General features: G+C 42.5%; 15 protein-coding genes. 5 read left to right on the forward strand and 10 right to left on the reverse strand.

Annotation, left to right across the window (positions count from 1 at the left end; genetic code table 11):
• Positions 1-40 precede the first annotated feature (40 nt).
• The 5 genes from D9603_RS08335 (at position 41) to D9603_RS08355 (ending at position 4,065) form a co-directional block, all read left to right on the forward strand.
• A complete protein-coding gene (locus D9603_RS08335; protein ID WP_128730948.1) occupies positions 41-256 on the forward strand; it encodes a hypothetical protein in 216 nt (71 codons plus the stop codon).
• Complete coding sequence (locus D9603_RS08340; RefSeq protein WP_128730949.1) at positions 257-1,474, forward strand: NnrS family protein; 1,218 nt, start codon at positions 257-259, stop codon at positions 1,472-1,474. It begins immediately after the preceding gene.
• Positions 1,475-1,552: 78 nt separating this feature from the next.
• Positions 1,553-2,725: an NO-inducible flavohemoprotein gene (gene hmpA / locus D9603_RS08345; protein ID WP_128730950.1), complete on the forward strand. Its 1,173-nt coding sequence runs from the start codon at positions 1,553-1,555 to the stop codon at positions 2,723-2,725.
• 151 nt (positions 2,726-2,876) lie between these two features.
• On the forward strand, positions 2,877-3,350 hold the full coding sequence (locus D9603_RS08350; protein ID WP_128730951.1) for a low molecular weight protein-tyrosine-phosphatase: 474 nt from the start codon (positions 2,877-2,879) through the stop codon (positions 3,348-3,350).
• Between the two features lie 70 nt (positions 3,351-3,420).
• Positions 3,421-4,065 (forward strand): 2OG-Fe(II) oxygenase, encoded by a 645-nt coding sequence (locus D9603_RS08355; RefSeq protein WP_128730952.1) that lies wholly within the window; start codon positions 3,421-3,423, stop codon positions 4,063-4,065.
• Between the two features lie 24 nt (positions 4,066-4,089).
• Here D9603_RS08355 and D9603_RS08360 read toward each other — a convergent pair whose 3' ends face one another.
• The 10 genes from D9603_RS08360 to D9603_RS21955 form a co-directional block, all read right to left on the reverse strand.
• The gene (locus D9603_RS08360) at positions 4,090-5,514 is read right to left on the reverse strand and encodes an ATP-binding protein (protein ID WP_128730953.1); all 1,425 of its coding nucleotides are present in this window, start codon (positions 5,512-5,514) and stop codon (positions 4,090-4,092) included.
• Positions 5,515-5,679: 165 nt separating this feature from the next.
• Complete coding sequence (locus D9603_RS08365; RefSeq protein ID WP_128730954.1) at positions 5,680-6,270, reverse strand: thymidine kinase; 591 nt, start codon at positions 6,268-6,270, stop codon at positions 5,680-5,682.
• A gap of 56 nt (positions 6,271-6,326) precedes the next feature.
• A complete protein-coding gene (locus tag D9603_RS08370; RefSeq protein WP_241651623.1) occupies positions 6,327-7,100 on the reverse strand; it encodes a transporter substrate-binding domain-containing protein in 774 nt (257 codons plus the stop codon).
• Between the two features lie 56 nt (positions 7,101-7,156).
• Positions 7,157-7,618, reverse strand: coding sequence for a methylated-DNA--[protein]-cysteine S-methyltransferase (locus tag D9603_RS08375; protein ID WP_128730955.1), 462 nt, complete (start codon positions 7,616-7,618; stop codon positions 7,157-7,159).
• The gene (locus D9603_RS08380; RefSeq protein ID WP_128730956.1) at positions 7,615-8,973 is read right to left on the reverse strand and encodes an AlkA N-terminal domain-containing protein; all 1,359 of its coding nucleotides are present in this window, start codon (positions 8,971-8,973) and stop codon (positions 7,615-7,617) included. The genes D9603_RS08375 and D9603_RS08380 overlap by 4 nt, the downstream gene beginning before the upstream one ends.
• Before the next feature lie 176 nt (positions 8,974-9,149).
• A complete protein-coding gene (locus D9603_RS08385) occupies positions 9,150-9,770 on the reverse strand; it encodes a superoxide dismutase (RefSeq protein ID WP_128730957.1) in 621 nt (206 codons plus the stop codon).
• 14 nt (positions 9,771-9,784) lie between these two features.
• Entirely contained in the window at positions 9,785-10,303 is a 519-nt protein-coding gene (locus D9603_RS08390) for a hypothetical protein (protein WP_128730958.1), read from the reverse strand.
• Between the two features lie 263 nt (positions 10,304-10,566).
• The gene (locus D9603_RS08395) at positions 10,567-13,695 is read right to left on the reverse strand and encodes a CusA/CzcA family heavy metal efflux RND transporter (RefSeq protein ID WP_128730962.1); all 3,129 of its coding nucleotides are present in this window, start codon (positions 13,693-13,695) and stop codon (positions 10,567-10,569) included.
• A 12-nt stretch (positions 13,696-13,707) separates the two neighbouring features.
• Positions 13,708-14,829 carry an efflux RND transporter periplasmic adaptor subunit gene (locus D9603_RS08400; RefSeq protein ID WP_128730959.1) on the reverse strand — a complete coding sequence of 374 codons (1,122 nt, stop codon included), beginning with the start codon at positions 14,827-14,829 and terminating at the stop codon, positions 13,708-13,710.
• Between the two features lie 145 nt (positions 14,830-14,974).
• The coding region (locus D9603_RS21955; protein WP_206644494.1) for a hypothetical protein at positions 14,975-15,157 on the reverse strand (183 nt) is incomplete at its 5' end.

The following is a 15,157-nucleotide window of genomic DNA, read 5'->3' on the forward strand; positions in this document are numbered from 1 at the left end:
TGTAGCCACTCATACTTATCTTGTTAAATGAGTGCACCACATGAGCCATCTTTTAAAGTACAGCAATATTGTCATCTTGATATCATTTATTGCGTTTTTGCTATCGCTGCCAATTAGTTACATCAATGCCGAACACTTTAGTCTGAACTCGCAAATTACTGCACATATTAGTACGATTATTTTCGCAGCCATTATTAAAGTTGCCTACGTTGTACGCTGTGCTTGCCTTTATCACTTGGGTATGGAGGTAAGATAAATGCCACTGCTCCAGCCACAAGATCCAACCGCTATACAATTCAGATGGCATAAGTTAACAACTTGGCCATTACTCATGCTTGGCTTCAGACCCTTGTTTATGCTCGCTGGTCTAAGCGCCGTTTTGAGTATTTCAGTCTGGATATTCATATTGAACGGTCAACTAGAGTGGCACCATAAATATCCAGCCATTTACTGGCACGCTCATGAGATGTTGTTTGGCTTTGCAGGCGCTGTCGTTGCGGGTTTTTTATTAACGGCCGCTCAAAACTGGACACAAAAAGCCACACTCAATGGCGCAGCCTTACTGTCTCTCTGTGGTATTTGGCTCGCTGCAAGATTGAGTTTTTTTATTCCACAAAGCTCCGTTATCCTTACGCTATTATTGCAAGCTACATTTTGGCTGCTGTTACTGGCTAACTTAAGCTCAGTTATTATCACAGCAAGGTCAAAAAACAATCGAGTTTTTATATTTTCTGTCGGTGTGATTGGATGCTGCAATATCGCATTTTTAACCGCACTTAATAATGGTGACTTCTTACAAGTAGGCCTACTTAGTCAATCTTCTTTGATAGCATACATGTTGTTAATTGGTGTTGTTAGCGGCCGTGTGATCCCATTTTTTATTGCCAGAGGTCTACAGAAAGATCAAAAACCCGCTATCCGAACGGTAGACCGTGCCATTTTTTATCTGGCGATACTGTGCGTATGTATCTCACCGCTACAATCATCATTTCTTCATGCGCATTATTTGAATGGCTGCCTTTTGATATCAGGTTGTTTACACCTTGTCAGAGCTGTGTACTGGTTTGATATACGACTGGTCAAAGTTCCCTTGCTCTGGTCGCTCTACGTGTCTTACTTTGCAATCGCTGCTGGGCTGTTGCTATGTGCCTATAATCGCATCTACCATTTAGCATTCTGGCGTGACCACTTACATCTTGTCGCTATCAGCGGGATGAGCTTAATGATTTTAAGCATGATGGCTAGAGTTACCCTCGGACACACCGGTAGATCTTTAACTACTCATCTCAGCACAACGATTGCGTTTACCTGCATTGTAGCTGCGGGTATAAGTCGCGCGTTTCTCATTCACTTTACTAGCCCCCACAACGCTTGGCTGATCAGTGCATTAATGTGGGTGTTTGGTTTTTTTCTTTTTCTTATCACCTTTAGCCCAATTCTGTTAAAACAACGCCTCGATGGGCGACAGGGTTAATACTTCACCTGAGGTTTGGGTAAGGCATTCATTATTCAAAGCTCAGGCTACTCACATTACATTGGAGACAAAACAATCATGCTTACAAATGAAACGATTAGATTGGTGAAGCAAAGCGCGCCGTTACTCGCAAAAGTTGGCCCAGAAATCACAGCGAAGTTTTACCACAACATGTTCACTGAGCACCCCGAACTGAGAGGCGTATTCAATCAATCTCATCAAACCTCAGGTAGCCAACCATTAGCTTTATTTTCAGCGTTGGCCGCTTACGCTACTTATATTGATCAACCTGATCTACTTAATGATGCAATTTTACGGATCAACCATAAGCATGTCAGCCTAGGAATATCGCCAGCGCAATACAACATCGTTGGCCATCATTTAATAAATACGCTTAAAACAGAATTAAAAGAACAATTTACCCATGAGGTAGAACAGGCTTGGATCTCTGCATACCAATTTTTAGCCGATCTATTTATCACCGCTGAGCATGGGCTTTACCAACATGCGCTTCAGCAAGTAGGCGGTTGGCAGGGGACACGAGATTTTTATATTGATGAAGTTGTCAATCACACGCCAAACATTAAGAGCTTTTATTTAAGCCCATGTGATGGCAAGGCCATACCTAAATTTAAAGCAGGACAGTTTGTTTCAGTATTTATGCCAGCAAGCGCTCAAACAACTTCACAAATACGTCAATACTCTCTGTCAGCGGCACCTAACTGCAAACATTTTAGAATTTCGGTAAAATCAGATGGTCTCGTTTCCCAATATTTACATACTTTGAAAGCAGGAGATACGGTAAAACTAACGCCACCAGCCGGAGATTTTACTGCTAAAGAGACAAACCGTCCAAAGATCTATATTAGTGCTGGTGTGGGAATTACACCGATGCTTAGTATGCTAGCAGTCCATAGTCAAACAATGCCCGACATTGAGGCATACTTTTTACATGCCAACAAAACGTTCGAAGACTTAGGATTTCTTGGTGAAATTAACGAGCTAGGTAAAGGCATTAAACAATTTTCTGTAACTAATTGGTTGGAGTCAAAAGAGCATAACGCATTACCTGGGTTTATGGATATCAGTGCAGTCGCAGCATCGTTACCCTGTGCACATGGAGAGTTTTACTTGTGTGGGCCACTTTCCTTTATGGCAGCAATTAAGGCTCAATTGTTAAGAGCAGGCGTAAGCCCTTCACGTATTTATTATGAAGTCTTTGGCCCACATGAAAACTTGCCCAGTTCATAGCACAGACATCCACGTGTCTTAACGCTCAATTAATTTCACCTGAGCTTCGGATAATTTAGGCATAAAAAGCACCGTGATTGGTGCTTTTTGTTTTGCTCTTATCGAAAAATCGGTAAACTTTCGCCAAGGTGAAGTTAAAAAGGATAGACGCGTGAGCTCAATTTCAAATATTTTAGTCGTATGTATGGGAAACATCTGCCGCTCTCCAACTATGGAGGCCGTACTAAGACATCAACTAGCACAAACAGACTGTAGCATTGAGATTGGATCCGCAGGCACCATTGGTTATCACCAAGGGAGCTTACCTGATCCCCGTAGCGTCATTGCTGGCGAGGCTCGAGGATATGACTTCTCAGGGATTTCAGCACAACAAGTAAAGCCCAGTGATTTTGAAGACTACGATTTAATACTATGTGCAGATAAGTCAAATCGTCGAGAGTTACTCGCACTTTGCCCAAGTGGATTAGAAGACAAAATAATGCTTTTTCTTGAATTTGGTGACCTAAATGAGCATGAGATACCCGATCCTTACTATGGAGGTACTCATGGTTTTGAGCTAGTACTTGATTTAATAGAAGCTGCGAGTAAAAACATCATTAACAAAATTTGTTTGTCGACAAGGTAAAATTAACTTGCTGGATTGCAGCACCACAGCAAGGTAAAAAGGCGTCTTTGCGAATATAAGGACGCGGCTTTTGTTAGATTTAGACTTAACATTCCCATTCGAGAAAATAGCACAAGACTTACAATCAACTGGGATCAGTATATTACCCAACTTTATCGGTTCAGAGATTTTATCCAAATTAGAAATAAGGATCGCTGAACTGACGAGCTCAGATTTTAAGCCGGCAGGTATTGGCCGCCTTACCGAGCATGAACAAAACCAGAAAATTCGCAGAGACAAAATACATTGGCTCGATGCTAACAACGAGCTAGAAGCTGCTTGGTTAGACAATATGGCAGAGCTGAAAACATACCTAAATAGACGCCTATTTATGGGACTTTTTAGCTATGAAAGCCACTTTGCTGTCTACCCTCCGGGTGCTTTTTATAAAAAACATGTGGATGCTTTTAAAGGTAAAGCAAACCGAATTTTGACGACAGTACTTTATTTAAACCAGTCTTGGTCAGCTAAAGATGGCGGCGAATTAGTGGTGTATAACCCTAACAAGCACGAGCAAATTTTGACAACGGTAACGCCCAGCTACGGCACGTTGGTCACATTTCTAAGTGACGAATTTCCTCACGAGGTGCTCGTGGCCAACAAAAAGCGTTACTCAGTCGCGGGGTGGTTTAGAGTGAATACCAGCATTAACCATGCGATTGATCCCCCAAGGTAGCTATGTATGCTAACGAAAGCACAACTATTTACCGTCAGACGTATTTCTGTTCAAAGCTGGCTGAACTAAAGGGATGGTAATTGTAACATCAGTGCCTTTGCCTACCTGAGATTGAATGTGTAGCTGCCCACTATGAGACTTAATAATACTTGAGGCAACCGTTAGTCCTAAACCAACATGCTTGTCAGATAATTTAGTGGTATAGAAGGGATCAAATACTCTATGGATCAGCTCGGTATCTATTCCTTCTCCAGTGTCAGACACTGTAAATTGGATATGCTCATCAATAAGTTTGACTTTTACTTTGATGGTTTGACTTAGCCTACTAGAGCTCTCTAAGGCATTTCTAATAATACAGTATAAACTGTGTTCTAACAGCGCAGGAGCACAAAATAGCTCAAATCCGTCTCCTTTATCAAACTCAATCAATTGTAAACTTACGCCATCGAGTTCTAAATTAATCACTACAGGGTCTAAAATCTGCGTATAAAAGTCAACTAATTGAAATTGAGTCTGATTACTCTCGAAAAAAATGCTCAACTCTTTAACAATTAACTGGATCCTATCTAATCCTGAATGCATATCAGCTATTACATCGTCACTTTCACTTAGTGTCCAATTGAGTTGGTACTCTGTCTCTATATTATTGAGAACTTGATTACAAAGCTGAGATTGAGAAGCGACCGTCTGCCAAGCTTTATAAAGTTTAACTAACGTGCTTTGTACAAACTCTAAATTACTTTTGAGGTAAGCTAATGGATTATTAATTTCGTGGGCAACGCCAGCAGCCAATTGACCAACTGACGCTAGCTTTTCAGATTGAACGAGTGCTTGTTGCTGCTTGGCTATCCGATCATATGCTTGTCGTAATGCTTTATTAGAGGCTTCTATTTCATGTGTTCGCTGTTTTACCTTGTCTTCTAAGCCCTCATTTAATGCCGCTAACTCTTCGGTAAGTAACGCTAAACGTTGAAGATCTTGGTAGGATCGCAGTGAGCTGGTTAATGTCGTAAACAGTCTGGATTTAGTAAGATCAGTTTTATTTTTATAATCATTAATATCATAGCGTAACATTAGCTCATGCTCAGGTATGGCAGCGGGCTGACCAGTTCTGAGTACGATACGTACTTGATGATAACCTAATACTTCTCGGATATATTGCACACACTCCAAGCCCGCTTCTTCACTTTCCATTATCACGTCAAGTAGAACAAGTGCGACATCTGTTCTTGAGTTAAGTATGTTTATCGCTTCTTTTTTACTGTAGGCGTGAACGAGCTCAAGTGGTTGTTGTTCGAAGCGGTATGAAGACAGTACAAGTTGAGTGACTTGATGCACTTCTGGCTCATCATCCACTATCAAAACAACCCAAGGTTTTACTAGGTTTGCAGATATAGGTTTAGCCGGTTCCGACTGGCTTAAAAATGATAACGTCCGCTGCTTGTCCATCGTGCTCACACTCTTTCGTTTTTTAAAGCATGGTACAAGCTACGTGTTTTTCCAAATCATACGGATAAAACAGAAATTGTTTTGTGCGGTTTATCTAACCCAAAAAGCCTCTTGAGGGGGCTGTTATTATCTCCTCAAGAGGCTCAATCACGAGAAATTTAGCGGTCAGTCTTGATGATTACTGCTTAATGCCTCTTTATAATGTTTACGACAAAGCGACACATACCTATCATTGCCACCGATAACGACTTGATCGCCATCCGCAATCGCTTTTCCATGTTCATCCGTTCGTAATACACGGTTCGCTTTGCGACCACAATGACAGATAGTTTTGAGTTCAATTAACTTGTCAGCCCAAGCGAGTAAGTATTGAGAGCCCTCAAAAAGCTCCCCGCGAAAGTCGGTCCTAAGTCCATAACACAGCACTGGGATACGCAACTCGTCAACGATATCTGTAAGCTCAGCCACCTGAGATTTAGTCAAAAACTGACATTCATCTACTAAAACACAGTCAATTTTATTATTACCATGGGCATCACTGAGGAGTGCTTTAACATCGGTATGGTTTTCAAAAACATGTGCCTCGGCCTCTAAACCAATACGAGAAGCAACCTTGCCGACTCCTGCGCGGTTATCTATGGCCGCCGTGATAATAAAAGGGCGCATGCCCCGCTCTCTATAATTAAATGCCGATTGTAGTAAAGTCGTTGATTTACCAGCATTCATTGCCGAGTAATAAAAATAAAGCTGAGCCATAATGGTTATTTGTAGATAAAAATTCGTGGTAGTTTACTGACTAAGCGAACAAAGGTCTATTGCTTATCTGAGTCTTCAGACTGGGCATCCAAGTACAGCTGGTACATTTTATCAAGATCAATCCGCTGACTTTCACGCCACAACAGCCAACTGGCGTCTGGATATAGCTGATAGAATTGTTTAGAAAAAGCCATAAAGCCAAAGGTGGTCTCTAGTGGCGGGAACACTGGCTTAAGACGATTAAATGGAGGTGAAAGCGTAATCGGCATATTACCGATCTGGCACAACCCTATTGTCGCATCTAGTAGATCATTTTCAACTAACGTAATTGCATTTTCTAAGGAATCGGTTTCGAATACTGAAAAATTGGCTGGCATACTCTCTTTAATTGCGTATCCTCTTGGCACAGCAAGTTCAACCGCGTCTTGGAGTGTAATTTTGGTGTCGTTAGCGATATTTTGTAATAAACACACACCAATCTTATTTATAGCGTAGCGGTTGTCAATTTTACCATCTGCTCGCTTGGGATATGCCATGTGTTTATCTCTTGATTGACGATAGCTCGCTACCACTGCATCTACCTTGCCCTGCTCTAACTCGTGTAAGCAACGGCTCCAAGGTTTTCTTACATAATTAATGCGAATGGGTGATAGCTGAGCGTCTAGTTGCTTTACAATCTCTATCGTCACCCCCGGATTTTCAGCAGGTACTACTTGCCCTGCTCCATGTATAAACGGTGGTGCATGTTTATCCTCGTAACAAAAACGTACCTCTGTAGCAGCAATCAGAGACATACTAGCAAAAAAACAGAGGACTAAAAAAAATCTCAACCGTATCTCCAAGTGTACTTTGCAAACTAACTATACGCCTTGTTTAACAGTATATGCTATTTTTCGCAGATAACCCCTTCATGTTGTAAAAGCCAACGTTTAGCCTCTATTCCACCTGCATACCCTGTCAGTTTGCCATTTGTGCCAATAATGCGATGACAGGGTACAATAATACTGATGGGATTTTTACCATTTGCAGCACCAACCGCCCTTGCCGCGTTGGGGTTAGCTAATTGCTTGGCTATCCAACCATAGGAGTAAGTCGCGCCAAAGGGAACTTTCGCCAATACATGCCAAACCTGCTTTTGAAAGTCTGTACCTGCTACATCCAAAGACACATCAAACTGCTTACGCTTGCCTGCAAAGTACTCGCGTAACTGGCACTTCGCCATGGTTGAATGTTGATTCTCCCCGTACTCGTATCGCGTTTTTGGGAAGAAACCGACATAACTTAACCCCTTATCGGATGCTTGAATTATCCACTCGCCAACAGGTGACGCCAATGTAGTTTCTATCATAATAGTTGCCAAAGTTGAAAAGTTAAATAAGAACGAAACGGCGCACATTTATCAACATTTATTGCTTGCTGCGACTTTTCTAGGGCTTTTTTTACCCCTAAGTCGCCGCCTAAATAAATATCAGGGTGACTCAATCCTCGCATTTTTGCATAATTCACAGTCCACGGACCAATCCCTTTTATATTTTGCCAACTATCAATGTCAACTTGTGGTTGTTCAACATATTGCTGCGCAAACGCGCGGATAGCAGCTTTACGACTTGCTGGCATATTAAAAAATACTAATTCGCTATCAAACACCGCCTGCGCTGATGGAAAATATTGCATGCCATCTTCGGTCTTCTCCCCCAGTTCACTCACCAGTAAGGTCAATAGGTTCTTTGCTGCCTGAACACTGATTTGTTGACCCAAAATGGCTCTGATCCCTGCTTCAAATTCATCCCAAATTCCAGGTAATCTTAGCCCTTCTTGTAAACGTAAATCAGGCGCTGCTTTGCGAAGATGTGATTCGATAAAGTGTGTATCTGCATCTAAGTCTAGCACTCGCCTGATCTGTGCAATCATCGGCACTAATAATGATAAATCAGACAAGGTAACATCAACTTTAAAACGATGTTTGTGTGGTTCTATAGTTGCGTAAAAACGCCCTGTTATACCCTGAACAGTGACAGTGCGACCATAACTTTGTTCATTCAGCCATTCTAGATTTGGGACAATTCGTTTAGCCAAAAATTGCTGCATGCTTTGCCAATTATATGGAGGGCGGTAAGATAAATAAATTGAGATCAAAGCGTCGCGGTTTGTTCCCTTTCTAAACCGGCTTGGTGATAACTGATATAACTTCTGAAACGCATCGTTAAATCGCCTCAATGACTTAAACCCTGCGGCAAAAGCAACTTGCGTTACAGGAAGGTCGGTTTGTTGCAACAGCTGTTTAGCCAAGTCACACTGCTTGTACAAGGCATATTGTTTAGGGCTGGTACCGAAATAATGGCTAAATATCTTATTGAGGTATCTGACGGATATACCTAGTCGCTCTGCTAAACATGAGGTTGAACTGCGCAACAAAGCTCCCTCATCTATTAGCTTTTTAGCTCTGACAGCTGTCGTTTCTGTTCCAAGCCACGCATAACTTCCAGGCGCACTATCGGGGCGGCACCGAATACAAGGCCTAAAACCTGCTTGAGCAGCATTATGGGCAAACTGAAAGTATTCCACATTACTTTCTTTGGCAGCAGGTGCTGGACAAATTGGCCGACAATAAATACCGGTGCTTTTAACAGCAACAAAAAATAAGCCATCAAACCTAGCATCGCGGCTATTTCTGGCTTCAGAACAAACCTCTGGTGTATACATGACCGTAGCTCATACATCGTTTTGTATCAGTCTACTGGCTATGGAAGTGGCAAACTAGCCATTTTTGGCACTCAATCACATAAGTTATGGTATTAATAAGTACAAAAGCAGGGGTTAGCATTGAGTTACGACCAGTACTAACTCCTGCGCTAAAAATGCTGCTCTATTTTTTAAAGTTAGGCTAGTTTACCGACGGCTTCGTTATATCTTCTTTCTACTTCTGACCAGTTTATAACATGATAAAAAGCGGCGATATATTCTGGGCGGCGGTTTTGATATTTAAGATAATAAGCGTGCTCCCACACGTCTAAGCCAAGGATAGGTGTTTGTTGAGCCATAAACGGACTGTCTTGATTAAGGCTACTTGTTATCAATAACTTGCCATCTTCATCAACCACTAACCATGCCCACCCACTACCAAAGCGGCTCACCGCGGCGTTGGTAAACTCTGTTTTAAATTGCTCATATCCACCGAGTTCCTGCTCTATCGCTTGTTTCAGCGCACCATCACCTAACGGGAGAAAATTAGGCGTCATTATTTGCCAAAATAAACTGTGATTATCATGACCTCCAACGTGTTCTTGTACTGCTTTTTGCAGATTTTCTGGGAGGGCTTTTATGTTTCGCAGCAGACTTTCAGTGCTATCCTCAGCAAATTTTGTACCCTCGAGTGCCGCATTCGCTTTATTTATATATGTTTGATGATGCAAAGTATGATGGATCTCCATTGTCTTTGCGTCGATATGTGGTTCTAACGCGTCATAAGCATAAGGTAAATTAGGTAATGTAAAAGCCATTCGACCTCCAAGTTTTAGTGTAAAGCGCGCCCTCGTATATGCGTATTCAGCATCGCTTCGTTAATATGATGAATTAGCTCAGGTAGGTGTGGGTAGCGTTTGGCAAAATGTATGAGTTCTTGACGCGTTTTATGCAAATGGTGAAGGGCAATAGCCGCGACTTCACTCTCCAACTGACTAAAAACTTCGTGCACTTTAAAATGAACAGAAGTGAGCTGTGCACAGGCACGATTAGGTTGTTCAAGCGCAATGAATGTGTCTGCAAGATTATGCGCCGATACCACTACTGCTGGCAAACTGTGCTCAATGGCACCAATCACGATATTATCTTTTTGGTACAATAAGAACTCGTCCAAAATCCGAGTAGCCAGCACCAATGCGGACTGATATTCATCACGGGCACGCAAGAATGTTTGTGCTTTATATGCTTGATTACCCGACATTATTTTAGCTTGCCAAGGAGACAACACAGCAGAAAACTCGCAAGTATCAGAGATTGTGTAGTTCGCATCGCCAACCATAGAATCTTTCATATTTAACCCTTATTTAACCTTAAGCTTTACCAGAAGCTAACCCGAGCTTAGGCACACTATATGATCACAATAACACTAATGCAAACCATTTTTATTTACATTGACATAACTCAAGAAGTGAGAATAATTCCCGGGTAAGCTCCGCCGTATAGTGGTGTAGTACTAACTTTTGAGTAAGACCATCGTTAAGATCTGGTGAGGTTTTTTGATAACATGGTCATCAATGACACTCTTTGAATGCGGGTGAGAACCACCCGCTTCATTTATTTATGATTGCTCCGTTTGGAGAATAGAGGATAGAACGCAGGTAATACAAACAGCGTCAATAAAGTTGACGTGAATAATCCACCAACAATAACACTAGCAAGTGGCCTTTGAATTTCCGCCCCAACACCGGACGATAACAACATTGGTATAAGCCCTAAAGCTGAGGTAATAGCGGTCATCAGTACGGGTCGTAAGCGAGAAGTAGCACCTTCAAATACACTATGATGTATAGCTTCACCTCTGGCGATACGTGCATTGATACTATCAACCATCACCACTCCATTGAGCACCGCAACACCGAATAAAGTAATAAACCCGACCGAACTTGGCACCGATAGGTACTGACCTGAAAGGTATAACGAAAATACCCCGCCAATCACCGCGAGGGGCACATTGACTAAAATGAGCAGAGCCTGTGCAATTGAGCCAAATGCTAAATAAAGTAGCAATGTGATCAATAATAAAGACATAGGGATAACTAAGGCTAGCCGTTGCTGAGCACGTTGCTGGTTTTCGAACTGGCCACCAATTTCAATCCCATAACCGCTAGGTAAATCAACTTTACTATCAATAGCTTTGCGAATATCGTTTACAACGCTCCCCATATCTCGACCTTGCACATTGGCTTGTATGACCACTCTACGCTGAACATCATCTCGCCTCACTTGGGGTGAACCAGATTGGTACTCAACATGCGCCACATCAGACAGCCGGATCCAAGCGCCGGAACTTGATTGTATACGTATCTGTTCAATCGCCTCTTTAGTTTGGCGATACTCAGGTGCTAAACGCACATATATGTCATAGCGCTCATTGCCATTGATAACTTGCCCAGCCTGCTTCCCCCCGATCCCATCTTGTACCAAGGTCATTACATCACTCACAGCCAGTCCATAGCGGGACAGAACTTGGCGCTTAGGTGTAACAACTAGCTGCGCTTCCCCTGTAACCTGTTCCAATTGCACGCTCTGTGTGCCTTCAACTTGTGACACTACGGCTTCTATTTCTTGGCCCTTTGTTGCTAATACTGCCAACTCTGGGCCAAACAGCTTTATGGCCAGCTGTGCCTTTACTCCTGAGAGTAATTCATCTACACGAGTGGCGATTGGCTGCGAGAAATTGAAAAGTAAGCCGGGATGCGCTTGCAGCTTTTCTTCCATCAGTGTTTGTAGCTCGTCTCGGCTGTGTGCACTTTGCCACAGTGCTACAGGTTGTAGTCCAACATAAATCTCAATATTATTTACAGGTTCAGGGTCGCCGCCAATCTCTGCGCGACCAATCCGGCTTAAGGCATAAGTTACTTCAGGAAATGTTAGTAATATTCTTTCTAGTTTAGGTGCAACGTCAAGAGCAGTCTCTAGGCTTGCAGAGGGGGCTAAGGTAACCCTAAGGTTAATCGTTCCCTCCTCTAGCTCAGGCACAAACTCAGTGCCTATTTGAGTAAATGTGAAACCCGCCATCGCCGTGAGTGATAGAACAACCATAAGTAACGACTTTCGCCAGTACATTACTCGGCTTAAGCTCAGGCGATATGCTTTTTCTAATCGTGTCAGTACATAACTTTCTCTCTGTTCGACGCCAAATTTAAAAACATAAACAGCCAAAGCCGGTACAATCACTAATGCAACAAATACCGCAGCCACCACCGCCAAAATGATACTAATTGCCATAGGGTGAAATAACTTTGCCTCAACCCCTTCAAAGCTAAAAAGTGGCGTAAAAACAACTAAAATAATACTGGCAGCAAAAAAAATCGGCCTTGCAACTTCCTTTGAGGCAAGTTTTACGACTTGAATAATAGCGTTATCGCCCTTGGGATCGTTTTGTATGATACGTCTAGAGATGTTTTCTACCATTACAACCGAGCCATCGACTAACATCCCAATTGCCACTGCAATTCCCCCAAGCGACATCAAGTTAGCTGACACTCCATACCAAGCCATTACAAAAAGTGCCATCGCAATAGAGGTTGGGATAGATATAAGTACAAGAAAGGTCGCTCGAAGATTCATAAGAAATAGTGCCAGTACGACGACAATAAAAACAAAAGCCAATATTAGCGCTTTCACAACAGTGTGTACGGCTTTACTGATCAAATCTGATTGATCATAAAATGGCTCAAATATTACCCCTTCCGGTAATGCTTGATTTATCAGTGTAATACGACTTTGGATACTATCTATCGTGGCTTTGGTGTTAGCTCCCATTCTCTTAAGTACAATACCGGTAACAATTTCACCCAATTGTTCTACCTCGCCGGACTCTCGTTTCTTTGACATCGTTACAGCACCTTGGCGGATCTCAGCTCCGACAGAAACCGTCGCGACTTGTGCCACCTTTACAACAGTGCCATCTATGGTTTTGATTGGCGCATTAGCAATCTCTTCAACTCCCCGCTCACCACTTTTAAACCAACCTGTGCCCCTGACCACTAACTGTGTTTGACCATGTTGCAGATACCAGCCCCCAACATTTTGGTTATTACGCTCTATCGCATTGATAACATCCTGCTGAGATAGCGCATAAGCTAGCAGCTTATTTGGATCGATATGAACTTGGTACTGACGCACATCACCACCAAATGACAATACCTCTGTCACACCATCAATTGGCATTATTAATAGCTTTACGACCCAATCATTGAGGCTACGTAGCGCCATCGCATCATACTCAGCTCCCTCTTTAGTCCTAAGCATATACTGAAATATTTGCCCAAGTCCTGATGTATTAGGACCCATTTCAGGCGTGCCAACGCCATCGGGAATAAGTGCTTTTGCAGCTTCTAATCGTTCGAATACCAGCTGCCTTGCAAAATAGATATCAGTGCCTTCTTTAAATACAACTGTTACACCAGATAACCCTGTTTTGGAAATAGAACGTACTTGCTCCACATCTGGCAGGGCATACATAGTTGCCTCAATTGGATATGTGATCAATTGTTCAACTTCTTCTGCTGCAAGCCCAGGAGCTTCTGTGTTAACCGCGACCTGTACATTGGTGACATCAGGAAACGCATCCAAATTAAGTTTGGGAATACTGACAGCGGATACCGCAACAATCACTATTAAGAACAGCACACTGAGTAGCCGGTTATTTACTGACAAGTCGATTATTCTATTTAACATCATGAAGCTTCCTCAGTGATTATGTGGATCAAAGCCTGCCTTCGCCTGCTCTGATGCAATAAAAAACGCACCGTTGATTGCAATACGTTGACCTGGACTTAATCCAATAATTTCAACCTGTTCACCAAAACGTTCGCCCAGTTGCACTTCTTTGGGATAAAACGTACCTGGCGAGGCTTCAACATAGACCACCCAATCACCATCAGTGCTGCGACTCAGCGCATCATCAGGTACAGCTATAGCTTGTGCTGTTGAAGGGATACGGAAATAAACATTAACAAACATACCGGCATGCAGTTTGTGTTCTGAGTTTTTTACCAACAGGCGTACCCGTCGAGTTCGAGTGATTGGATCTAGTGTGTGGGCTTCTTGAACAACTTGAGCTTCGTGATCCTTGCCTTCAACATTAACCCATGCTTTTATATCGGACGTTAATTTAAGTTGTGAACTCGGTTGTATCTGCGCATCTACCCATAACTCGTTTTCATCGGAGATCGCCATTAAGGTTTTGCCTGCTGCAACATGCTGCCCTTGAGTGAATGAGTCTTGAGTCACAATCCCTGCACGCTGGGCAACTAAGGTATAGTGCCCAAACTCACTTGCTGGTTTATGTTTAATTGCATCGATCGCAGTGCCTTCGACTCCCAGTGCTATTAACCTCGAATAAGCGGCACTAAAGTCAGCATTCGCTTGAACACGTGCTCGCTCACTAATGGCTGTTGAACTCAAGCGTTTAACTCTATCCCACTGCGTTGACGCAATTAGATACTGTGACTGTGCTTGCGCCATCGCTTCGGAAAACAAAGTGATTAAAGGCTCATTAACCTCGACCATTGAACCTAATGTGGTATGGCGCTCCAGTACAATAGAGTCCACTCGAGGTGCAACAAGATAGCTGGTATAACCATTAGCTTTCACTTCACCTGGCGCAAAATAAAGTCGCTCATGGTGTTGCAATTGTAGCGTTTCGATTTTAACTCCAGCAAAATCTAGTTGTTGTTGGGTGAGAACGATTTGATTGTCATTTTCATGCACAGCGTGGTCATCATCATCATGACTTTCACCTGAATATACAGATGAGCTAAACATCGCCGTGAACATTAAACAGAAAGTGCAATTTTTTAAGATTTGCATTTGACACTCTTATATTGTGAAACGCGCTTACCCTGCGGTTTGAATGAGGCATAAATTTAATGTGAGCTTAATACCGCTAAGTAAGCTCACTCCTTATTCAAAACTTGGGTGCTACCAATTCGCTTAATTGATATTTACCACACGTTTAAAATGGTTCTGTTGTAATACGAGGAGCGATGTAATACCCGCACAACAGCTCAAACTCGTAAACAAGCTTCGACTTTATACCAATTTGCTTAATTAAGTGGTCTACTTTTAGGCGAACCACTGTTGGCGATAACACCGCTTGCACGTGTTGTAATCGCCAAATTTGCTCATTTAATTGAGC

Source organism: Pseudoalteromonas sp. PS5, from assembly GCF_004103255.1.
GTDB lineage: Bacteria > Pseudomonadota > Gammaproteobacteria > Enterobacterales > Alteromonadaceae > Pseudoalteromonas > Pseudoalteromonas peptidolytica.